Annotated in this window: 22 protein-coding genes; 12 read left to right on the top strand and 10 right to left on the bottom strand. The window is 68.8% G+C overall.

The features are described 5' to 3' along the window. Positions 1-267 precede the first annotated feature (267 nt). The 5 genes from J0P97_RS01165 (at position 268) to J0P97_RS01145 (ending at position 5,996) form a co-directional block, all read left to right on the top strand. Positions 268-1,737, top strand: coding sequence for a glycoside hydrolase family protein (locus tag J0P97_RS01165; protein WP_215485934.1), 1,470 nt, complete (start codon positions 268-270; stop codon positions 1,735-1,737). A gap of 48 nt (positions 1,738-1,785) precedes the next feature. After that, on the top strand, positions 1,786-3,126 hold the full coding sequence (locus J0P97_RS01160) for an ABC transporter substrate-binding protein (protein ID WP_215485933.1): 1,341 nt from the start codon (positions 1,786-1,788) through the stop codon (positions 3,124-3,126). 64 nt (positions 3,127-3,190) lie between these two features. Next, positions 3,191-4,072 carry a carbohydrate ABC transporter permease gene (locus J0P97_RS01155; RefSeq protein WP_215486103.1) on the top strand — a complete coding sequence of 294 codons (882 nt, stop codon included), beginning with the start codon at positions 3,191-3,193 and terminating at the stop codon, positions 4,070-4,072. Further along, positions 4,069-4,980 carry a carbohydrate ABC transporter permease gene (locus tag J0P97_RS01150; protein WP_215485932.1) on the top strand — a complete coding sequence of 304 codons (912 nt, stop codon included), beginning with the start codon at positions 4,069-4,071 and terminating at the stop codon, positions 4,978-4,980. The genes J0P97_RS01155 and J0P97_RS01150 overlap by 4 nt, the downstream gene beginning before the upstream one ends. Then, the gene (locus tag J0P97_RS01145; RefSeq protein WP_215485931.1) at positions 4,977-5,996 is read left to right on the top strand and encodes a LacI family DNA-binding transcriptional regulator; all 1,020 of its coding nucleotides are present in this window, start codon (positions 4,977-4,979) and stop codon (positions 5,994-5,996) included. Before J0P97_RS01150 ends, J0P97_RS01145 begins: the two co-directional genes overlap by 4 nt. Before the next feature lie 30 nt (positions 5,997-6,026). Here the strand turns inward: J0P97_RS01145 and J0P97_RS01140 are convergent, their stop codons facing one another. The 7 genes from J0P97_RS01140 to J0P97_RS01110 all read right to left on the bottom strand — a co-directional run bounded on the left by J0P97_RS01140 (position 6,027) and on the right by J0P97_RS01110 (position 10,609). Further along, positions 6,027-6,617 carry a DUF2238 domain-containing protein gene (locus J0P97_RS01140; RefSeq protein ID WP_215485930.1) on the bottom strand — a complete coding sequence of 197 codons (591 nt, stop codon included), beginning with the start codon at positions 6,615-6,617 and terminating at the stop codon, positions 6,027-6,029. Then, positions 6,614-7,468, bottom strand: a complete 855-nt coding sequence (locus tag J0P97_RS01135) for an endonuclease/exonuclease/phosphatase family protein (protein WP_215485929.1) — start codon at positions 7,466-7,468, stop codon at positions 6,614-6,616. The genes J0P97_RS01140 and J0P97_RS01135 overlap by 4 nt, the downstream gene beginning before the upstream one ends. Beyond that, positions 7,465-8,256: a glycosyltransferase family 2 protein gene (locus J0P97_RS01130; protein WP_308163325.1), complete on the bottom strand. Its 792-nt coding sequence runs from the start codon at positions 8,254-8,256 to the stop codon at positions 7,465-7,467. Before J0P97_RS01130 ends, J0P97_RS01135 begins: the two co-directional genes overlap by 4 nt. A gap of 113 nt (positions 8,257-8,369) precedes the next feature. Beyond that, the gene (locus J0P97_RS01125) at positions 8,370-8,927 is read right to left on the bottom strand and encodes a hypothetical protein (RefSeq protein ID WP_282837210.1); all 558 of its coding nucleotides are present in this window, start codon (positions 8,925-8,927) and stop codon (positions 8,370-8,372) included. Further along, positions 8,924-9,331 (bottom strand): DUF4383 domain-containing protein, encoded by a 408-nt coding sequence (locus tag J0P97_RS01120; RefSeq protein WP_215485928.1) that lies wholly within the window; start codon positions 9,329-9,331, stop codon positions 8,924-8,926. Before J0P97_RS01120 ends, J0P97_RS01125 begins: the two co-directional genes overlap by 4 nt. 171 nt (positions 9,332-9,502) lie before the next feature. Continuing rightward, on the bottom strand, positions 9,503-10,420 hold the full coding sequence (locus J0P97_RS01115; protein WP_215485927.1) for an ROK family protein: 918 nt from the start codon (positions 10,418-10,420) through the stop codon (positions 9,503-9,505). Between the two features lie 33 nt (positions 10,421-10,453). After that, positions 10,454-10,609 (bottom strand): hypothetical protein, encoded by a 156-nt coding sequence (locus J0P97_RS01110; RefSeq protein WP_170214286.1) that lies wholly within the window; start codon positions 10,607-10,609, stop codon positions 10,454-10,456. Positions 10,610-10,746: 137 nt separating this feature from the next. On the opposite strand from J0P97_RS01110, the gene J0P97_RS01105 reads away from it, so the two are divergent. Together J0P97_RS01105 and J0P97_RS01100 are read left to right on the top strand one after the other, a co-directional pair. Then, complete coding sequence (locus tag J0P97_RS01105) at positions 10,747-11,022, top strand: hypothetical protein (protein ID WP_215485926.1); 276 nt, start codon at positions 10,747-10,749, stop codon at positions 11,020-11,022. Positions 11,023-11,026: 4 nt separating this feature from the next. Further along, positions 11,027-11,353, top strand: coding sequence for a DUF7882 family protein (locus J0P97_RS01100; RefSeq protein WP_215485925.1), 327 nt, complete (start codon positions 11,027-11,029; stop codon positions 11,351-11,353). Positions 11,354-11,362: 9 nt separating this feature from the next. On the opposite strand, the gene J0P97_RS01095 is transcribed toward J0P97_RS01100, so the two are convergent. Beyond that, positions 11,363-11,713, bottom strand: a complete 351-nt coding sequence (locus J0P97_RS01095) for a DUF7882 family protein (RefSeq protein WP_215485924.1) — start codon at positions 11,711-11,713, stop codon at positions 11,363-11,365. A 52-nt stretch (positions 11,714-11,765) separates the two neighbouring features. After that, complete coding sequence (locus J0P97_RS01090) at positions 11,766-12,572, bottom strand: DeoR/GlpR family DNA-binding transcription regulator (RefSeq protein ID WP_215485923.1); 807 nt, start codon at positions 12,570-12,572, stop codon at positions 11,766-11,768. A gap of 179 nt (positions 12,573-12,751) precedes the next feature. Here J0P97_RS01090 and J0P97_RS01085 point away from each other — a divergent pair, with 179 nt between their 5' ends. The 5 genes from J0P97_RS01085 (at position 12,752) to J0P97_RS01065 (ending at position 18,042) form a co-directional block, all read left to right on the top strand. After that, a complete protein-coding gene (locus J0P97_RS01085) occupies positions 12,752-14,053 on the top strand; it encodes an ABC transporter substrate-binding protein (protein ID WP_215485922.1) in 1,302 nt (433 codons plus the stop codon). A gap of 80 nt (positions 14,054-14,133) precedes the next feature. Next, positions 14,134-15,063, top strand: a complete 930-nt coding sequence (locus tag J0P97_RS01080) for a carbohydrate ABC transporter permease (RefSeq protein ID WP_215485921.1) — start codon at positions 14,134-14,136, stop codon at positions 15,061-15,063. 1 nt (position 15,064) lies between these two features. Continuing rightward, the gene (locus tag J0P97_RS01075) at positions 15,065-15,910 is read left to right on the top strand and encodes a carbohydrate ABC transporter permease (RefSeq protein WP_215485920.1); all 846 of its coding nucleotides are present in this window, start codon (positions 15,065-15,067) and stop codon (positions 15,908-15,910) included. A gap of 37 nt (positions 15,911-15,947) precedes the next feature. Continuing rightward, positions 15,948-16,814: a ketose-bisphosphate aldolase gene (locus tag J0P97_RS01070; RefSeq protein WP_215485919.1), complete on the top strand. Its 867-nt coding sequence runs from the start codon at positions 15,948-15,950 to the stop codon at positions 16,812-16,814. A gap of 28 nt (positions 16,815-16,842) precedes the next feature. Then, on the top strand, positions 16,843-18,042 hold the full coding sequence (locus J0P97_RS01065; protein WP_215485918.1) for an ADP-dependent glucokinase/phosphofructokinase: 1,200 nt from the start codon (positions 16,843-16,845) through the stop codon (positions 18,040-18,042). Positions 18,043-18,076: 34 nt separating this feature from the next. Here the strand turns inward: J0P97_RS01065 and J0P97_RS01060 are convergent, their stop codons facing one another. Beyond that, positions 18,077-19,381, bottom strand: a complete 1,305-nt coding sequence (locus J0P97_RS01060) for an O-acetylhomoserine aminocarboxypropyltransferase/cysteine synthase family protein (RefSeq protein WP_308163324.1) — start codon at positions 19,379-19,381, stop codon at positions 18,077-18,079. Positions 19,382-19,404: the final 23 nt, after the last annotated feature.

Below are 19,404 nucleotides of genomic sequence, written 5' to 3'. Positions count from 1 at the left end.
GAGGAGGCTCGCCCCGGCCGCAGCGGTCAGTGTCAGCCGAAGACGACGAGGACGTCGCGATCGAGCGCGGTGGTGTGCAGAGTTCCCCAGAGCGTGCATGCGAGCATCTTGACATCGTTGTCATAGAGTTGTCACCCCCTTCGTGTCCCGAAAGTCGTCACGTGACGATCTGCGGGGCGCTGAGCGAAATGGGTGTGATTAAACGGTTGACCACGGCGACATGTTCTGATTATCATCTGGATAACCGCTTAACCAGATAGGAACGGAATGAACCGACGAGGGTTCTATCAGCCGCAGGACGCATGGGTGGGGGATCTCATCCCCTACGAAGAGGACGGCGTTCTGCACCTCTTCTACCTGCACGAGACACGTCGCACCCCCAAAGACGGGATGCCGTGGCTCCGGGTCACGACCGAGAACCTGGTCGACGTCGATGAGCGGGGTGTGGCGATCGCCTCGGGCGGCGTGGATGCCCCCGACTTCAACATCTACACCGGCAGCATCGTGCGGGACGAGTCCGGTCGGCATCACGCGTTCTACACGGGTCAGAACCCGTCTCGCACGGGCGCGGACGGGCTCGCGCTGCAGCTCGTGATGCACGCGACCAGTGACGACGGGATGGAGACGTGGACGCGTCACCCCGAGCTGACCTTCGGCGCCACCGCGGGCTACGAGAGCGCCGATTGGCGTGACCCGTTCGTCTTCCGCGACGAAGAGGCGGGCCTCTGGCGCATGCTGATCACCGCACGCCACACCGACGGTCCGGCTCGCCGCCGCGGCGTGATCGCCCAGTGCACCTCGACGGACCTCACGACATGGCGCGCGGCCGCGCCGTTCTGGGATCCGCGACGGGGAGTCGCTCACGAGTGCCCCGAAGTGTTCCAGTGGGGCGACTGGTGGTACCTCGTGTCGTCCGAGTTCAGCGACGCCTTCGTGACGCGCTACCGGATGGCCCGCACTCTCGCGGGGCCGTGGATCGCCCCGGACCACGACACCCTCGATGGTCGGGCCTATTACGCCGCGAAATCGGCGGCGCTGGGCGGAAGGCGCCTGTTCTTCGGCTGGATCGCCAGTCGGGAGGACGACTCCGATGACGGAGCCTGGCAGTGGGCCGGCACACTCTCCGTGCTCGAGGCGGAGCAGAACGCCGACGGGACGCTGGCCTTCCACCCGCCGCGTGAACTGCTCGACACCTTCGGCGACCCGACGGATGCCTTCGCGCCGCGCACCTCGATCGCGGCCCCTGACGCCCACGCCCAGCTGATCTCGGCCCACGACGTTCCCGACGCGTTCCGGCTCACCGCCCGGTTCGAGGCGGTGGCGGGGACGCGGGAGTACGGGGTGCTGCTGCGCGCGAGCGAGGACGGAGACGAGGGTTACATCCTGCGCCTCGAGCCCGGGCGCGGGCGTCTCGTGTTCGACCGCTGGCCGCGCCGATCGACCGGCGGCGAGCAGTGGCAGATCTCCGGCGACGTCCCGTTCGCGATCGAGCTGGAGCGACCGGCCCGCCTCGAGGGCGGGGAGCACGTCCTCGAGGTGATCGTCGACGGCGACATCTGCGTCGCGACCCTCGACGACGCCGTCGTGCTCAGCACACGGCTCTACGACCGTTCGTCCGGCCGCGTGGGCGCGTTCGTCGACGACGGTGAGCTCCTGATCACCGAGTTCACCGTGCGCCCGCGGGTGCACAGCGACATCGCCCCGATCGCCGTCGCACTCGCGACGGCGCACACCTGAACCCCACCATCCCTCACGCAACGACCCGACATCAAAGGAGATTCGACCATGAAACGACCCGCACAGAAATCCGCGCTGAGGCTCACCCTCGTGGGCCTCGCGGCCGCCGCCGCCCTCGTCCTTTCCGGATGCGGTTCCGCCGCGCCCAGCGGCGAGATCGACCCCCAGGGTGAGATAAAGCCGCGGGAGATCTCGTGGCTGCTCTCGCGCCCCGCGGACGGCGGCGTCATCACGGCGATGGAGCAGATCGCCGACGAGTACGCAAAGGATCACCCGGGCTTCTCGCTCAACCTCATCACGACGCCCGACCGGCCCTCGTACATCCAGAAGTACGAGACGCTCGCCGCTGCGAACAAGCTGCCCGAGCTGTTCGACACCGACGCGACGCCCTTCGCGCAGAAGCTCGCGACGAAGGGACAGATGGTCGACGTCGAGAAGCTCCTCGATGACATCGGGCTCTCCGACGAGTACCGCGAGGCGGCCCTGAACTATCAGCGGTTCGACGACGGGTCGCTCTACATGGTGCCGTTCGAGTTCCAGCTCGAGTTCTTCTGGTACAACAAGGCGCTCCTGCAGAAGGCGGGGGTGGCGATCCCCGCCACGCTCGATGACTTCCCGGCGATGTGCAAGGGGCTGCGCGCGGCGGGCATCACCCCGATCGCCCTCGACGGCGCCGACCAGTGGCCGCTGGAGCGGTACATGTCGTACTACCCGTTCCGTCTCGCGGGCCCCGAGTACGTGCAGGAGCTCAAGACCGGCAAGGCATCCTTCGCCGACCCGGCCGGCCGCGCCGCCGCCGAGTGGCTGTACGACCTCGGGCAGGCGGGATGCTTCGCGGAGGGCTTCTCCTCGACGGGGTACGCGGACGCTCAGGCCCTGTTCACCTCGGGCAAGGCCGCCGTCTACAACATCGGCACCTGGGAGCTCGGCAACCTCGCCACGGATGCCTTGGACGCCGGCGTCCGGAGCGACGTCGACTACTTCACGCTGCCGACCATCGACGGCGCTGTCACGAACGACAACGAGTACGTGACCCCATCCGGGATCGGCATGGCGGTCAACGCGAAGACGTACGATCCCCTCGTGCGCGACTTCCTGAGCTTCGCGCTGAAGCGCTACCCGGAGATCTACGCCGCCACGGGCGCCCTGTCGCCCACGACCGGTGTCGAGACGACGATCCCCGACAACGCGACCCCGCTGTACAGCCGCGCGATCGAGCAGGCCGGGGACGTCGGCCCGAAGATCGCGATGCCGTGGGACACCCAGCTCGACCCGGCGACCAACACCCGGCTGCAGCAGGAGCTCACCCTGCTCGTGCAGGGCGAGATCACCCCGGATGAGTTCATCGACACGATGGACAAGACCCTCACGGAGAACGTCGGTGGCTGAGATCGCTCAGGCCGGGGTGGGCGCGCAGCGCCCGCCCCGGCGGCCCCGCCGCCCGAACGGAGCGATGCTCCCGCGGCGGTCGACGCTGTCCGTGCTGGTGTTCCTGGTGCCGCCGCTCGTGCTCTACGGCGTCGCGGTGCTGCTGCCGATCCTGCAGTCGCTCGTCCTCAGCTTCTTCCGGTGGGACGGCATCACGGAGATGACCTTCGCGGGCATCGACAACTACGTCAAGATGCTCACCCGCGACGACGTCTTCTGGACCGCGTTCGGGAACGCCCTCGGCTACCTCGCGATCTGCCTGGTCCTCCAGCTGGGCGGTGCGCTGCTGGTGGCGGGCCTGCTCACCGCCCTCCCGCGCGCGCGTGAACTCGTCAAGACGCTGTATCTGCTGCCGGCCGTCATCTCCACCGTCGCGATCGCGCTGCTGTTCCAGCGCATCTACTCTCTCGACCCGGTGGGGCTCATCAATCAGGCGCTCGCCTGGGTCGGCCTGGAGCACCTCCAAACCGCGTGGCTGTCGAACGTGCAGACCGTCCTCGTCGCCGTCTCCATCCCCGAGGGATGGCGCTTCACGGGCCTGTACATGCTCATCATCTACGCGGCTCTGATCGCCGTGCCGCGCGAGCTCGAAGAGGCCGCGCGCCTCGACGGCGCGTCGTGGTGGCAGGTGTTCTGGAAGATCCGGTTCCCCTACATCCGACCGGTCTGGATCACCACCACGATCATGGCGACGACCTTCGCGCTGCGTGGGTTCGACATCCCGTACCTCCTCACCGGAGGCGGCCCCGGGCAGGCATCCGAGCTGCTCACCACCTACATGTACAAGACGGCCTTCGTGCACACCGACTACGGCTACGCCAGCGCGATCTCCGTGTTCATCGTGATCGAATGCCTCGTGGCGGTCGGGATCATCCTCCTGCTGCTGCGCCGAAGGGACGACTCATGACCTCCGCGACCCTCACCCGGGAGTCCCCGGCGACTCTCCCGCCCGCCCCCGCGTCGCCGCAGCGACGGAGCATCCCTCCGCGGATCAGGGTGCAGCGCACGCTCCTCACCGTGACGATCATCCTGATCGTCATCGTGCAGGTCTACCCGCTCGCGTGGCTGCTCATCACCAGCTTCCGCACGGCGTCCGACTTCGCCGGGGGCAACCCGTTCGCCTTCCCGACGGAGTTCACCCTCGAGAATTACGGCCGCGCGTTCGCCACCGGCAACCTGGGGCTGAACATCGTGAACAGCCTCATCGTCACGCTCGGCGCGAGTCTCCTCATCGTCGTCGCGGGGATGATGGCGGCGTATGCCCTGCAGGTGCTGGGCTTCCGCTTCAGCGGGTTCGTGCGTGCGCTGTTCCTGCTGGGGATCATCGTCCCGGTGCAGATCGCCCTGGTGCCGCTGTTCATCGACTACTCGCAGGTCGGCCTCCTCGACACGCACCTGTCGATGATCATCCCGCTCGCGGCGTTCGCGCTGCCGATGTCGGTGTACCTGTTCTCGTCGTTCTACGAGTACATCCCGCGGGAGAACTACGAGGCCGCCTCCCTGGACGGGGCGGGCCCCTACCGGATCTTCGCGCAGATCACCTTGCCGCTGTCGGTCAACACGATCATCACCGTGGTCCTGGTCAACAGCATCTTCATCTGGAACGACTTCATCTTCGCGAACACATTCGTACTCTCCGACGGGTTGAAGACCATTCCCCTCGGTCTGCAGAACTACATTGGGGCCATGGGCAACACGGACTGGACCGCGACCTTCGCCGCCGTCTGCGTCACGGTGACCCCGCTCCTGCTCGTCTTCCTCGTTCTCAACAAGGCGATGATCCAGGGCCTGGAGAGCGGGGCGACAAAGGGATGAGCCGCTCTTCGCACGGCGCGCATTCGCCGAACGTCACGATGCGCGACGTCGCGAAGGCGGCGGGGGTGTCGATCGCCACCGTCTCGCACGTGATCAACGACAAGGCGGGCGCGCGGATCGGCGACGATGCGCGGCGGCGGGTGCAGGATGCGGTCATCGCGCTCGGGTACCGTCCGAACGCGCTGGCGAAGACTCTCTCGCAGGGCACCTCGCGCTTCATCGGCCTCGTCGCCGACCAGATCGCCACCACGCCGTTCGCCGGCCAGATCATCCACGGAGCACAGGACGAGGCGTGGCGGCACGGGTACGTCCTGCTCGTGGCCAACAGCGACGGCAACGCAGCCGCCGAGGACGAGGCGATCGCGATGATGCTGGAGCATCAGGTCCACGGCATCCTCTACTCCAGCTGGTACCACCGGGAGATCGACGTCCCCGAACAGCTCCACCAGGCCGACACCGTCCTGGTGAACTGCTTCGCCCCCGGCAGCGGTCTGCGCTCCGTCGTCCCCGACGAGGAGCAGGGCGGTCGCACGGCGACCGACGAGCTCATCGCGGCGGGTCACCGCAGGATCGCGTTCGTCAACACGACCACTCCGTCGCCCGCGAAGGTCGGTCGCCTGGCGGGATACCGTGCGGCGCTGGCCGCGGCCGGCATCGACACGGGCGAGTCCCTCGTCGTCGAGGCCTCACCCGAGCAGGAGGGCGGGTACGCCGTCGCGCAGCGGATCGTCGACTCCGGCGCCACGGCGGTGTTCTGCCACAACGATCGTGTCGCGATGGGTCTCTACGACGGGCTGCGCGAGCGGGAGCTGCGGATTCCCGAAGACGTGGCGGTGATCGGGTTCGACAACCAGGAGGTCATCGCGGCGCACCTGCGGCCGCCCCTCACCTCCGTCGCGCTGCCCCATTACGAGCTCGGTGTCGCGGGGGTGCGGATCCTCCTCGGCCTGGACCCGGCGGACGAGGCGAGCCCGACGCTCATCTCCTGCCCCATCGTCGCGCGCCGATCGGTGTGATCCGGATCCGACGCCCGGGCGGGCGCGCACTCACCGCGCATCGGATCTGACGAGGGGGACGCGCCCGAGGAGGACGCCCGCCGCCGCCGCTCCGAGACCGCCCGCGGCGAGGTCGCCGATCGTGTCCTCGTAGTCGACGTGGATCGCGTCGGAGATGAAGCGCCAGCCGGCCCATTCGACCATCTCCCACAGCGTGCTCAGTGCGAGGCCGATCGCTGTGGCGACGAGGATCGTGCCGATCGCCGTCCGCCACCCGCGGTCGGCGCGACGCGGGTCGGGGACGGCGTCGAGCCGCGCGAGGGCGACATAGCCCGCCACGGTCAGCACGGCCGTCCCGAGCATATGCATCGGGATGTCCCACGCGGGCCACAGGGCGTACAGATCCACGACATTGCTCCAGGCGGCGAGGAGGATCACGATTCCCGTGACGATGTCGACCCCGGCCCGCAGCCCCAGGAAGCGCGGCACCATGAGCGCGGGCAGGGCGAAGGCCAGGATCCCGGCATCCGTCGGCTGGAGCCACACCGCAGCGAACAGGACGCTGAGGATGCCGGCGACGCGGACCCCGTCAGCGACGAGATCGGCGGCGCCCCGCGGGCGGCGGAGGAAGTTGTGCTTCATCCCTCCTCCCCACGCGGCGCATCGTCCAGGCGCAGGATCGCCTGGACGGGGAGGTGGTCCGACGGCCATCCGCCCGCGACCCGGTCGCCGCCGATCGCGATCTCGTCGACGGTCACGCCGGGCCCCACGAAGACGGCGTCGATCCGCGGCTTCGCGGTCCGCGGCGGACGGTATGCGGCATACGTCCCCCACTCCGGCGTGCGGTGCCGCGCGGCGGCGGGCCACGCATCCCGGAGCACCCCGTCCGCCAGAAGGGATCGCACCGGCGGCGAGCCGGGGTCGGCGTTGAGATCGCCGAGGACCACCGCCGGGATCCCCGCGCCCCGCGCGGCGATGAGATCACGGATCGCCGCCGCGGAACGCAGCCGGGCGCGGGCGGAGAAGACGTCCAGATGGGTTCCGATGGCGAGGAACCGGGCACCGGTCTTCCGGTCGCGGAACACCGCCTCCACCAGGGTGCGGGGGAGGGGATTCCCCCAGCCGAGTGACCCCGGATCGTCGGGGCGGTCCGAGAGGGCGCGCTGCGACCATCGTTCGAGGCTCAGTCGATCGGCGTCGAAGAACAGCGGCGTCGCCTCGCCGCGGAGCCGACCGGACCGGTCTCGCGTTCTGCCCGCGCCGATCCGCCGGTAGGTCGGCCCGAGCGCGGCGGAGATGACGGATGCCTGCGCCGGGACGACCTCCTGGGCTGCCAGCAGCGTCGGCCTCTCGCGGCTCAGCAGCTCCGCGAGGAGCGGCCGCCGTCGCGTCCACCGATCGGCGGCGCGCCACGTCACCGGCAGCGGGCGGCGGACGTTCAGCGTCATCACGTGCAGGCCGGGCGCCTCGATCGGGCCGATGAGGGGCGTCATGGATGCCTCCGCGCGCGTCCCCGATCCGCGCTCCGCCGCGCGTGCCGGGCGAACGCGCGGCGGATCACGAGACGGTTCCACCGCAGGGGAGGGAAGTCATCGGGCCAATGCCGCAGCACCGTGCGCGCACCCCGCCCGATGCGGCGCCCGAACGACCGCGCATCGCGGAACGGTCGCATCGAGATCCCCATCGTCGAGGCGGGCAGGTGCCGGATCCGGTGCCGCTCGCCGATGTGGAAGGAGAGGTCGAAGTCGTCGTGGACGGTGTCGTCCCCCCGATGGACGCCGTGTCTGACGCGGCGCCACACGTGACGGCGCAGCGCCAGGTTCGATCCGAAGAGGGGGAGGTGGCCCAGCGTCACCGCCCCCACGATCGTGTACGCGCCGAGGTACAGGTGCGCGAGCGGCGCCCGCAGACTGCGTGGTCCGTCGATGAACCGAGCGCCCCCGGTGACCGCTCCGGCCGCGGGATGCCGGTCGAAGGTAGTGAGGACGGCGGCGATCCAGGAGGGGTCGGGGACGCAGTCGGCATCGATGCGCAGGATGAGGTCGCCGGTGGCGCGGTCGTATCCGTGGGCGGCGGCGGCGGGGATGCCGGGGCGGTCGCATCTGGTGACACGGGCGCCGGCCGCGCGCGCCACGGCCACTGAGCGGTCCGTCGACCCGTTGTCCACGACGAGGACCTCGTCGGCGGGCCGCGTCTGCACCGCGAGGGCCGCGAGGCAGCGGCGGAGCATCCGGTCGTCGTCCTTCACCGGGATCACGACCGAGACGGTGACGTCGGTCACAGATGCTCCTCGGGGTCGGTGTCCTTCCCCGATCGAATCACGACGCGCGCGCACCGCGCAGGGGGTTGCGCGATCCGACGCACGGCAGGTAGGCCGTCGTCGGGCCGCTCCGGTCAGTGCCCCTGGTGCGGGTCGATCACGGGGATCGTGCCGTCGCTGCGGACCGTGGCGGCGTCCTGCACCGCGCCGAGCGCCGGAGTCGCGAGGAGCGTGACGAGGGTCGCGGCGATGAGCAGGGGCGCCATTCGCACTCCTGTGGGCGCCGCCCGGTGACGCATCTCGCCGGCGGTGAGGATGGCGGAGGCGAGAAGGAGCGCGACGACGACGGCCGCCGCGATGATGCTCGCCCGTCCGCCGGTGGTGGCGAGGAGGGCGGCGACACAGCCGAGGGACACCATGATTCCGCCCAGGGCGGTGCGCGGGGCGAGGACGGTTCCGCGGGAGAGGCACCACCCTGCCCAGACGATTCCGGCGACGCCGAGCGCGACCGCGAGGCCGCCCACGGCGCGCGCCGGAACGCCGCTCTGGGAAGAGACGATGACCGCGGCCCCCATGCCCGCGAGGATCAGCGCCGCTCCCCACGCCGCGGGGGCCAGCCCGGTGCGCCGGATCGCTGCGCTGCGTGAGGCAGGAGCGGTCGTCGCCGTGACGGCCTCCGCGGCGGCGCTCACGCCGTGACCGCCCGCGTCTCGCGCTCGGCGCCGAGGCCGACCGCGAGCAGCACCACGGCCGAAGCGAGGTGCAGGAAGTGGTCAGGGACGTTGAGCGCGAGGATGTTGGCGGCCGTTCCGACGAGGAAGAAGCCGGCGATGCCGAGCAGCAGGTACGCGGCGCCGACGGTGGTGTTGACGGCCTTCGCCGGGCGGACGCCGGAGATGCCGGCGATCAGCAGTGCGGCGCCGATCAGCAGGTGCGCGACGTTGTGCAAGGGGTTCACGGCGAAGATGCCGAGGAGCAGGCCGCCCTCGGTCGCGATGAACCCGACGCCCGACGTCACGGCGAATCCGAGCAGACCGACGAGGACGTAGACGGCTCCGAAGATCGTGCCGACGAGCCGGTTCGGTGACGAACGCATGAGGGACCTCTCTTTCCGGACGCAGCGGTCGCCGCGTCTGGGAGTGGTTCGTCCCCCGCGCCGGATCGGATTGGTGCGTCCCGATGAGAGGGGGCAGCCCGCACGGACCTGCGAGCGTCAGGCGGGGCCTGCGAGCGTCAGACGAGGCGCGCGCCTGAGGCGACCCGCACCTCAGACGAGGTCGGTGCGGTGCACGAGCGCGGCCGCGCCGATGAGGGGGGCGTCGCCGCCCAGCCCGGCGCGCACGACCCGCAGGCGAGCCGCGTAGGCGTTGACGGATGCCGCGCGGACCGCCGCCGCGATGCGCTCGGGGTAGTCGTCGGCCACGAAGGAGAACCCGCCGCCGACGACGGCGAGGTCGAGATCGAGGAGGGTCGCCGCGTTCGCGAGTCCCACTCCGATGGCCTGCGCGGAGCGTTCGACCGCCGCCACGGCGACGTCCTCACCGGACCGATACGCTGCCGCCAGCTCCTCGCCGGTCGTCCCCGACCACCCCTGCGCCCGCGCCCACGCCACGATGTGCGGTCCGGATGCGCGCTGTTCGACGGTGGATGCCGCGGCGCCGTCCGTGATGTCGGCCACGACGAGCTGTCCCAGGTGCCCCGCGTTGCCCGAGCTCCCGGCGACGATCCGCCCGTCGGACACGATGCCCCCTCCGACACCGGTCGAGACGACGAAGACGATCGCATTGCGGACGCCGCGGGCGGCGCCGAGCCAGGCTTCCGCCAGGGCGATGCACGTGCCGTCCAGGCGCAGCGCGACCGAGGAGAGCCCGCTTGCTGCGCGGACGGCCTCGACGATCGCGAATCCCCGTGCCGCGGGGAGGTTGATGGGCGAGATCGTCCCGGCGGTCATGTCGATCGGGCCCGCGGCGCCGATCCCGGCGGCCGTGACCTCCGCCCACCGGTCGTGGGAGCGGCATCCGTCGACGACGGTGTCGATCGCGGACCGCAGGAGGGAGACGTCGGATGCGGCGGCCGCGCCCGTGGGCGCGCGATGGCGGGACCCGGCGACGATCGTGCCGGCGTCATCGACGAGAGCCGCCTCGACCTTGGTGCCGCCGAGGTCCAACGCGAGGGCGAGAGTCATGCGCTCAGTCTGCCAGCGCGGAGCGGTGTCCGGTCAGGCGTTGCGCTTCACCACGCGCATCAGCCAGGCGATGATCGCGATGATGAGGATCACGAGGCCGATCCAGAGGAGGAACTTCGCCGCTTCGACGAAGACGCCCAGGAGGATGAGGACGATGGCGACGACGAGGAGGATGATCGCGAGTGTCATATGTCGATTCTCGCTCGCTGCGCCCCCGCGGAGAAGGGCTTGACAGCCGCCGTGCGGTCTGTCAACCCCCTGCGTTTCGGACGGCTCCTCCGGTTCTGTAGGAGGCACGGACCGAACGAACGTGACGAGGCGCAGCAATGAAAGACATCCTGATCGAGGGTCACCGCATCCTGACGACCGACGCGATCGCGGATGCCGTGCTCTTCTATGCGCGCACGCTCCGCGAGCACGGCGGAACGGACATCGTCGAGTTCCCGAGCATCCATGACGGCAACCCCACTCTGTGCTCGCTTCTGCTCGGCGGATCCGGGGTCATGGCCGTCGTCGACGCGCCGATGGCCCTCGCCTCGCCCGTCGGCGGTGCTGACCTGGCATGCGACGAGATCACGCGACGCGCCGACGCGTTACGGTAGGTGCGTGGGCAGGTTCAATTACGACGGCAGCGTCAAGGTCGATTTCGATGACCGCGTGCTGGCGCACCTCCAGGTCGTCATCACGCAGAAGCTGCGACGGGGAGAGCCCTTCCCGTTCACGTGGCGCAATGATGCGAGTCTGGGTGACGGGCGCACCACCGTGTGGCTGCATCCCCACGCATCGCTCGTCTACAAGTACAGCGGCAGCCGCCAGCCGGCGCTCAACCGCGCCTGGCTCGAGGCTCTGACGCACGCCGCGAACTCCACCGCCGGCCTGCACATCGTTCCGGAGCCCGAAGGCGCGAACGCCGGAGAGGTCATGACCGGCTAGGTCCTGACGTCAGTCCGCCACCTCGACGGTCTGCGGGGCATCGTCGGGGATGCCTTCCGCCTCGATGTGCTCGGCGACCAGGCTGATCCCGCCCGACGAGTTCGCCGACTGCGCGAGCTCCTCGATCCACGTGCGGCTGAGCTCGGAGGGCTCGGGGTCGTCGAAGACGAACCGCAGCGGGATCGACGGGTGCAGCCAGATCGTGCTGCGCCCGCGAGGCTCGTCCGGGAGGTGCCGCCAGGACACGGTGAAGCTCTCGCCCCGGCGGAGCTTGGTCGCGATGACGACCTTGAGGTGCGCCAGCGCCCGGTCCTCGATCTGGATCGGGGTCGCCGATCCGCCGTAGTAGATGGTTCCCACGGGAGTGATTGTAAGTCGAGTCGGTGCGATGTCGGCACGCGGCTCGTCGAGATCACGGAGTGAGGACGGTCACGTTCGCCGCAGCCAGGGCGGCGGCGAGATCACCGGGAGGCGGCGCATCGGTGATCAGGTAGTCGGCGCCCTCGAGCGGCGTCACCTGGGCGAAGAGGCGACGGCCGAGCTTGCTCGAATCGGCGAGGATCACCGTCCGCTCGGCCCGCTCCATCATCTCGGCCATCATGGTCGCGTCGCCGAGGTTGCTGGTGGAGTACCCGGACGCATCGATGGCTCCGACGGCGACGAACGCCAGGTCGCTGCGGATGTCGACCTCCGGTCCGCCCGCCGACATCGTGAAGGCGACGGGGCCGGTCGTGGCCTGCGTGATCGTGCGCACGGCGCCCCCGAAGAGGTAGAGATCGCGGAAGGCGGTCGGCGCGATCTCTGCAGGGATGCGGAGGTTGTTGGTCGCGATCGTCAGGTCGCGGTGGCCGCGGAGGGCGCGCGCTACGGCGAGGGCGGTCGTCCCGGCATTCAGCATGATCACCGCTCCGTCGTCGACCATCTCTGCGGCCAGACGAGCGATCTTCTCCTTCTCCTCGACCTGCACGCGCAGGCGGACGTCGAGGCCGCGGTCGCGCAGGCCTCCCTCGATCGTGCTGACCGCTCCGCCGTGGGTGCGGACGAGGGCGCCCTCCCGATGCAGCTGGTCGAGGTCTCGCCGGACGGTGTCGATGGACACGGAGAAGTGCTCGGCGAGGTCGGCCACCGTGACCTGGCCGTTTTCCGCGACGTAGGCGGCGAGGGCGGCTTTGCGCCCCGCGGGAAGGCGTCGTCCCCGTTGCGTCGTCGATGTGCTCATGCCTCATATCTAGCACAGAGACGCTCGCAAAGCGTCCGTAAAACCGCAGATAGCCGCAGGTAGCGGCAAATATCTTCCCGAAACTCTTGACTATGCGGCAAAGAAGCGCATACTTATGCTGAAAGCCGCACGAATCAGCACACCGGTGCACGCGGCCAGGAACTCAAAGAGGAGAGACCATGACCAGAGCGGGTCTGAGGCACAGCAAGGCCCTCACGATCACCGGAGCTGCAGCGGCGGCTGCAGCGCTGCTGCTGGTGACGGGATGCTCGGGCGGAGGCGGCGGTGCCGCGTCCGGCGACGCCGGCGGCGACGTCACGATCGAATTCGCGCAGTGGTGGGAGCCGGAGCTGCCGGATGGTCAGTTCCAGGGGCTCATCGACTCCTTCGAGAAGGAGAACCCGGGGATCACCGTCAAGCTCGTCAGCGGTCCGTACGCCTCCACCGAGGAGCAGCTGTTCGCCGGAGCCGCCTCGGGAACCATGCCCGACGTCGTCGGACTCGACGGTGCGTGGGTCAGCGACTTCGCCTCGCAGGGCGTCATCGCCAACCTCACCGACCTCATGAAGGATGCCGGGTACGACGACAGTCAGCTGGCCAGCCAGATCGCGGTGGATGGCAGCACCTACATGATCCCGGTGGTCAACTTCGTCTACCCGATGTTCACGAACGACGATCTCCTCGCGAAGGCCGGTGTGAGCGCGCCTCCCTCGACCCGCACCGAGTTCGCCGATGCGGCCAAGAAGATCAAGGCTCTCGGCGGCGACGTCTCCGGCTGGGTGCTTCCGCTCTCCCTCGAGGCACCCAACGGCGTCCAGAACGACGTCATGTCCTGGGTGTGGGCCTCGGGCGGCACGATGCTCGACGACGGCAAGCCCGACCTCACCAATGACGACGTGACCTCGGCCGCGGATTACATCCAGGGGCTGTGGAACGACGGCGTGATCGCACCCGGATCGTTCACGATGAAGGAGCAGGACAAGGTCGAGGAGTTCACCAACGGACGCGTCGGCATGATGATCGACTCGCTCGCGCACATCAACCTGATCCGCGAGTCGAACCCCGACCTCAAGTTCTCCATCTCGGCGATCCCCGCCGAGGACGGCTACACCGGTGAGCGGGGCATCCCGTACGCGTCGTGGGGCATCGGCGTCGCCGAGAACTCCGAGCACAAGGATGCGGCGTTCAAGCTCGTGCAGTACCTGATGAGCAAGGACGTCAACTCGGAACTGTCGACGATGGCCAAGGCCTTCCCCGGCAACACGGAGTCCACACCCGACTTCTCCGACAGCGACCCCCTCTTCAAGACCGCCTTCGACATCTACAAGGCCGGCGTCCCGGCGAACGAGTTCACCGGTCTGCCCACGGCCGAAGACCTCATGCGCCAGCTCGGTGAGCAGTTGCAGTCGGACCTCGGTGGGCAGCAGTCGATGGACGACGCGCTGAAGAAGGCGCAGACATCCTGGCTCGCGGCGTTCTGACCCGACCGGCCTGATTCCAGAACCGGGTGCCGCGTCGCGCGACGCGGCGCGGCACCCGACCATTAAGGAGCGAATGGGTCATGACCCTGAAAAGCCCAGCGGCGCTGGACACCGAGGTGATCGTCACCGGCGTCCCCCACAGCGCGCGTCGGCGTCAGCTGCGGCGGACGGCCGAGTCGTACGCCTTCCTCAGCCCGACGATCATCCTGCTGCTCGTGCTGATGATCATCCCGATCGTCATGGTGATCGGGTACTCGCTGCAGGACAAGGCGATCATCGGCAAGAACCACGAGTTCGTCGGCCTCGACAACTACGTGTCGGTCCTGACCAACCCGAACTTCTGGAATGCGACCAGCAACACGGTGATCTTCACCGTCGTCAGCGTCGCCGCCCACCTAGTCCTCGGACTCGGCTTCGCGCTGATGCTCAACAACACACTCATCGGCACCGTGCCCCGCGCGATCTTCCGAGGCCTGTACGTGCTGCCCTGGCTTTTCACCGTCGCCGTCATCGCCGTGCTGTGGCGCATGCTCCTCGCGCCGAACGGCGTCATCAACTTCCTGCTGAACACCGACATCGAGTGGCTGGCCTCCCCGCAGCTGGCTCTGGGCACCATCACGTTCATCAACATCTGGGCGGGGTACCCCTTCTTCATGGTGAGCCTGCTCGCCGGCCTCCAAGGGATCCCGAGTGATCTCTACGAAGCAGCCACCGTCGACGGAGCCTCCCCGGTGCAGCGCTTCTGGAACGTCACCGTTCCGCAGCTGCGTCCCATCATCATCAGCCTGGTGCTGCTGGACCTCATCTGGACCTCGCAGCAGTTCGCGCTCATCTGGATGACGACAGGTGGGGGCCCGATCAACGTCACCGAGGTGCTCAGCACCTTCACCTACAAGCTCGCGTTCGCCAAGTACGACTTCTCACAGGCGGCGACCTCCGCGGTCCTGGTGCTTCTGATGTCGATGGTGCTCGCCGTGTTCTACGTCCGCCACCAGAAGGCGAGGGACTGACATGGCCATGTCCCTCAAGACGCGCGGGCGCACGGCCCGCATCGGTCTCGTCGTCGGTCTCCTCCTCGGGGCGGTCTTCGCCGCCGGTCCCGTCGTGTGGATGCTGTCGAACTCGTTCAAGTCGAACACCGAGATCTTCCAGAACCCGCCCCAGCTGATCACGGACGGATTCTCCTTCGACGCGTACATCGCGATCTTCACCAACCCGGAGACGATGCGGTTCTTCCTGAACAGCTACATCGTCGCGTTCGCCGTGACCGCCCTGACCCTGCTGATCGCCGTCCAGGCCGCGTACGCGCTCAGCCGATTCGAGTTCCGTGGCAAGCGCATCCTCAACGTCGTCATCGTGAGCGTCCAGGCCGTGCCGCCGATCACCCTGCTGATCCCGTACTTCGGCCTCATGGTCGGGCTCGGGCTGTACAACACCTACGGCGGCCTCATCCTCACCTACATGGTGTTCACCCTGCCCTACGCGATCATCATGATGACCGGCTACTTCAACACGCTCCCCAAGGAGCTCGACGAAGCGGTGCGCGTCGACGGCGCCGGGTCGATGACCGCGCTGTGGCGCGTGCTCGTGCCGATCTCGGTGCCGGGCCTCGTCTCGGTGGGCATCTACACCTTCATGATCGCGTGGAACGAGTATCTGTTCGCCCTGACGCTGACCAAGTCGATCGACATGCGGACGGTGCCCATCGGCATCCAGCTGCTCATGGGCCAGCACTCCTACGAGTGGAACCAGATCATGGCGATGAGCGTCCTCGGGTCGATCCCCGTGCTGATCCTCTTCCTCTTCTTCCAGCGGTTCTTCATCAGCGGCCTGACGGCCGGCTCGGTGAAGAGCTGATCCGCCCGACCCACCCACCGAAACAGGAGAATCCATCGTGGTGCTGTACACCGGCAAGTCCATCCTCGACATCGCCAATCAGAACAACTTCGCCATCCCGGCCTTCAACATCAGCGACTGGGCCATGTTCCTGGGCGTCATGGACGTCAGCGAGGAGAAGAACGCTCCGGTCATCATCGCGATCCATCCCGACGAGGTCTCGCACGTCACGACCGATCTCATCGCGGCAATGCGCTCCCGCGCCCACCACTCGCCCGTGCCCGTCGCGATCCACTGGGACCACGGCGGCACCTACGAACAGATGATCACGGCGATCCAGGCCGGATTCACGTCCGTCATGATCGACGCGTCCCTCCTGCCCTTCGACGAGAACGTCGCGCTCACGAAGAAGGTCGTGGATGCCGCGCATGCCGTCGGCATCCAGGTCGAGGGTGAGCTCGGCACCATCGGAGCGAATGACAGCTACGGCGAATCGGGGGCGGCGGAGATCATCTACACGAACGTCGACGACGCGGTGCGCTTCGTCGCGGAGACCGGTGTGGACAGCCTCGCGATCGCCATCGGCACCTCGCACGGGCTGTACCCCGCCGACAAGAACCCCGAGCTGCGCCACGACCTCCTGGAGCAGATCAAGGCGGCCGTCGGCATCCCCCTCGTCCTGCACGGCGGATCGAGCAATCCCGACGCAGAGCTCGCCCGCGCCGTCTCGCTCGGCATCAACAAGATCAACATCTCCAGCGACATCAAGGTCAGCTACCACAACCGCATGCGCGAAGTCCTCGGCACCGATGAGCGGCTGCGTGAGCCGAACGCGATCCAGCCCGAGCCGATCAAGGCGCTCAAGGTCACCGCGGCTGAGAAGATCGATCTGTTCGGCGCAGCGGGCAAAGCCGACCTCTACTGACGCCGAGACGACGGAAGGCGCCCACGCGATGACCGGTGCAGTGGTTCTGGGACTCGGCGGCACGGTGGACTACGAGATCGGCTGGGATGCCGAGGTGCTCGGGACACTGGCCCGCGAGCTGGGCGTGCGCCGTCACGAGCTCACGACGCACGCGGAGATCGGCGATGAGCGTGCGCTCGTCATCGCGATCCTGGCGTTCCTGGCCTCGGGGGCGGGCGGCGAGAGGTTCGTCGCCGCCTCCGAGATCGTGGAGCGCTTCGCCGCGCGGTTCGAGAAGACGATCACGTTGGGCGGCACGGGTGTGCGTGCGGGGCTGGCCCTGGCACGCCTCGGCATCCCCAGCGTCCAGCATCTGGTGAGCATCGACGACAATGTCCGGCGGCTCATGCCGCCCGCCCTCGGCTGGATCTGCTCGGCGACCGAGGACACCCTCGATCCCCACCTGATCGTGCAGTATCCGGTCGGTGCGACGGTTCAGCTGGTCGACGGCGACGTCATCGCGCCGTCGGCGAACCGGCTGATCTTCGCCAACGACGCGCCCAATCGCTCGATGGCGCTGTCCGCGGAGCTGCCCGCCGCGCTCGCAGCGGCACGGGTGTTCCTCGTCTCCGGGTTCAACACGATGCAGGACGCGGTGCTCCTCCGGCGCCGACTGGATGAACTCGACCGGGCGCTCGGTGCGCTGCCTGCGGAGGCGGTCGTCTATTACGAGGATGCCGGCTTCTACCACCGCGACCTGGCCGCGATCGTCCGCGATCGGCTCCTCGCACGGATCGATGTGTACGGGATGAACGAGGACGAGCTGCAGGAGTACGTCGGCAGGACCGTCGACCTCCTCGACCCCGACGCCGTGGCATCGGCCCTCGACGACGCCCACCGGATCATCCCCGCCGACGCCCTCGTCGTGCACACCCGGTTCTGGTCGATCGCCGTCGGACCGGGCGCCGGGCGGCATCGCGCGTCGCTGGAGAGCGCCGTCCGGGTGTCGGCCACGCGGTACCGGCTCGGCGACGTCTTCGCGCCCGAGGACCTGCGCGTCACCGCACGCCTGCCCCGACATGCCGGGGGCGCGCGGGTGGTGGAGGCGGTCGTCGCGCGACGGGCCGATGCCGCGGGCGTCGCTGCCGTCGTCATCGACACCGACACTCCGACGACGATCGGACTGGGGGACAGCTTCGTCGGCGGATTCCTGGCGCCGATCGCGACCGCATCCGTCCTCGCGTCCTGAGCCGGGCGACGGCCTGACGCCCGGGCCTACGGCATCACGCGACGGCTGCGCGCAGGGCCTGGTCGAGGTCGGCGATGAGGTCGCCGGCCGTCTCGATCCCCACCGAGAGGCGGATGAGGCCATCGGTGATGCCGAGCCGCGCGCGCTCCTCGGCGGAGAACGCGACGTGCGTCGTCGTCGCGGGGTGCAGCGCCATCGACCGCACGTCGCCGATGTTCGTCATCCGGCTGATCACGCGGAGCGCGTCGAAGAAGCGCTCCGCGCCGCCGCGCCCGCCGCGGACGGTGAACGCGAACACGGAGCCCGCGCGTCCGCCGAAGCGCTCCTGTGCGATCCGGTGATACGGGCTGTCCGGGAGTCCGGCGTAGTCGACGCTCTCCACGGCGGGATGCCGCGTCAGCCACCGCGCGACCTCCTCCGCGTTGGCGAGGTGCCGATCCATCCGCAGAGACAGCGTCTCCATGCCCTGCTGGAGGAGGAAGGAATGCACCGGCGACAGCGCCGCACCGAGGTCGTTGACGATGCCGAAGCGGAGGAAGGCTTCGAGCGCCCGCTCGCCGTACTTCTCCAGGAAGGACGCCGCACCCGGTGCGGGCGCCTCGGTGATCCCCGGATAGGCGCGGTCAGATCCTGCCCAGTCGAACGAGCCGCCGTCGACGATCGCGCCGGAGAGGGCGGCGCCGTGACCGGTGAGGAACTTCGTCGACGAGTGCACGACGACGTCCGCGCCGAGTTCGAGCGGCCGGATCACGTATGGCGTCGCCACCGTGTTGTCGACGACGAGCGGGATGCCGTGGGCGCGGGCGACCTCGGCGACCGCCACGATGTCGACCAGGTCGTTCTTCGGGTTCGGGATCGTCTCGACGAAGATCGCCTTCGTCTCCGGTGCGATGAGCCGGTCCCACTCCGCGCGATCGCCGGGAACGCGCACGTAGTCCACGGCGACACCGAGCCGCGCGAACGTGCGGTCGAAGAGGGTCCGTGTTCCGCTGTAGATGCTGGCGGTGGAGACGATGCGCTCGCCGCTGCCGGCGAGGCCCAGCAGCAGGCCGGTGATCGCAGCCTGACCCGATCCGACGACGATCGCGCCCGTGCCGCCCTCGAGCGACGCGAGCCGCCGCTCGGCCACCTGGTGGGTGGGGTTGAGATTCCGTGAGTAGAGCTGGCCCTCCGCCGCACCCGTGAATCGCGCCTCCGCCTCGGCGAAGTCGTCGAAGAGGTAGGCCGCGGTCAGGTAGATCGGCGCGACCCGTGCTCCGTGTTCGCGCTCCGGCGTCTCACCGGCGTGGACCTGCCGGGTGTCGAACCCGAACCCGTCCCAGTCGTCGTTCGTGCTCACTCGGCCAGCGTAGGGGCGGTGTC

Source organism: Microbacterium flavum (assembly GCF_018717645.1).
GTDB lineage: Bacteria > Actinomycetota > Actinomycetes > Actinomycetales > Microbacteriaceae > Microbacterium > Microbacterium flavum.
The sequence above is the reverse complement of the archived record's forward strand: the minus strand, read 5'-3'. Positions and strand labels throughout refer to the sequence as shown.

Bases quoted from the DNA above. Each gene is read 5' to 3' on its own strand.
- J0P97_RS01165 (WP_215485934.1), top strand. From the start codon at position 268: ATGAACCGACGAGGGTTCTATCAGCCGCAGGACGCATGGGTGGGGGAT.
- J0P97_RS01160 (WP_215485933.1), top strand. From the start codon at position 1,786: ATGAAACGACCCGCACAGAAATCCGCGCTGAGGCTCACCCTCGTGGGC.
- J0P97_RS01155 (WP_215486103.1), top strand. From the start codon at position 3,191: ATGCTCCCGCGGCGGTCGACGCTGTCCGTGCTGGTGTTCCTGGTGCCG.
- J0P97_RS01150 (WP_215485932.1), top strand. From the start codon at position 4,069: ATGACCTCCGCGACCCTCACCCGGGAGTCCCCGGCGACTCTCCCGCCC.
- J0P97_RS01145 (WP_215485931.1), top strand. From the start codon at position 4,977: ATGAGCCGCTCTTCGCACGGCGCGCATTCGCCGAACGTCACGATGCGC.
- J0P97_RS01140 (WP_215485930.1), bottom strand. From the start codon at position 6,617: ATGAAGCACAACTTCCTCCGCCGCCCGCGGGGCGCCGCCGATCTCGTC.
- J0P97_RS01135 (WP_215485929.1), bottom strand. From the start codon at position 7,468: ATGACGCCCCTCATCGGCCCGATCGAGGCGCCCGGCCTGCACGTGATG.
- J0P97_RS01120 (WP_215485928.1), bottom strand. From the start codon at position 9,331: ATGCGTTCGTCACCGAACCGGCTCGTCGGCACGATCTTCGGAGCCGTC.
- J0P97_RS01115 (WP_215485927.1), bottom strand. From the start codon at position 10,420: ATGACTCTCGCCCTCGCGTTGGACCTCGGCGGCACCAAGGTCGAGGCG.
- J0P97_RS01110 (WP_170214286.1), bottom strand. From the start codon at position 10,609: ATGACACTCGCGATCATCCTCCTCGTCGTCGCCATCGTCCTCATCCTC.
- J0P97_RS01105 (WP_215485926.1), top strand. From the start codon at position 10,747: ATGAAAGACATCCTGATCGAGGGTCACCGCATCCTGACGACCGACGCG.
- J0P97_RS01090 (WP_215485923.1), bottom strand. From the start codon at position 12,572: ATGAGCACATCGACGACGCAACGGGGACGACGCCTTCCCGCGGGGCGC.
- J0P97_RS01085 (WP_215485922.1), top strand. From the start codon at position 12,752: ATGACCAGAGCGGGTCTGAGGCACAGCAAGGCCCTCACGATCACCGGA.
- J0P97_RS01080 (WP_215485921.1), top strand. From the start codon at position 14,134: ATGACCCTGAAAAGCCCAGCGGCGCTGGACACCGAGGTGATCGTCACC.
- J0P97_RS01075 (WP_215485920.1), top strand. From the start codon at position 15,065: ATGGCCATGTCCCTCAAGACGCGCGGGCGCACGGCCCGCATCGGTCTC.
- J0P97_RS01065 (WP_215485918.1), top strand. From the start codon at position 16,843: ATGACCGGTGCAGTGGTTCTGGGACTCGGCGGCACGGTGGACTACGAG.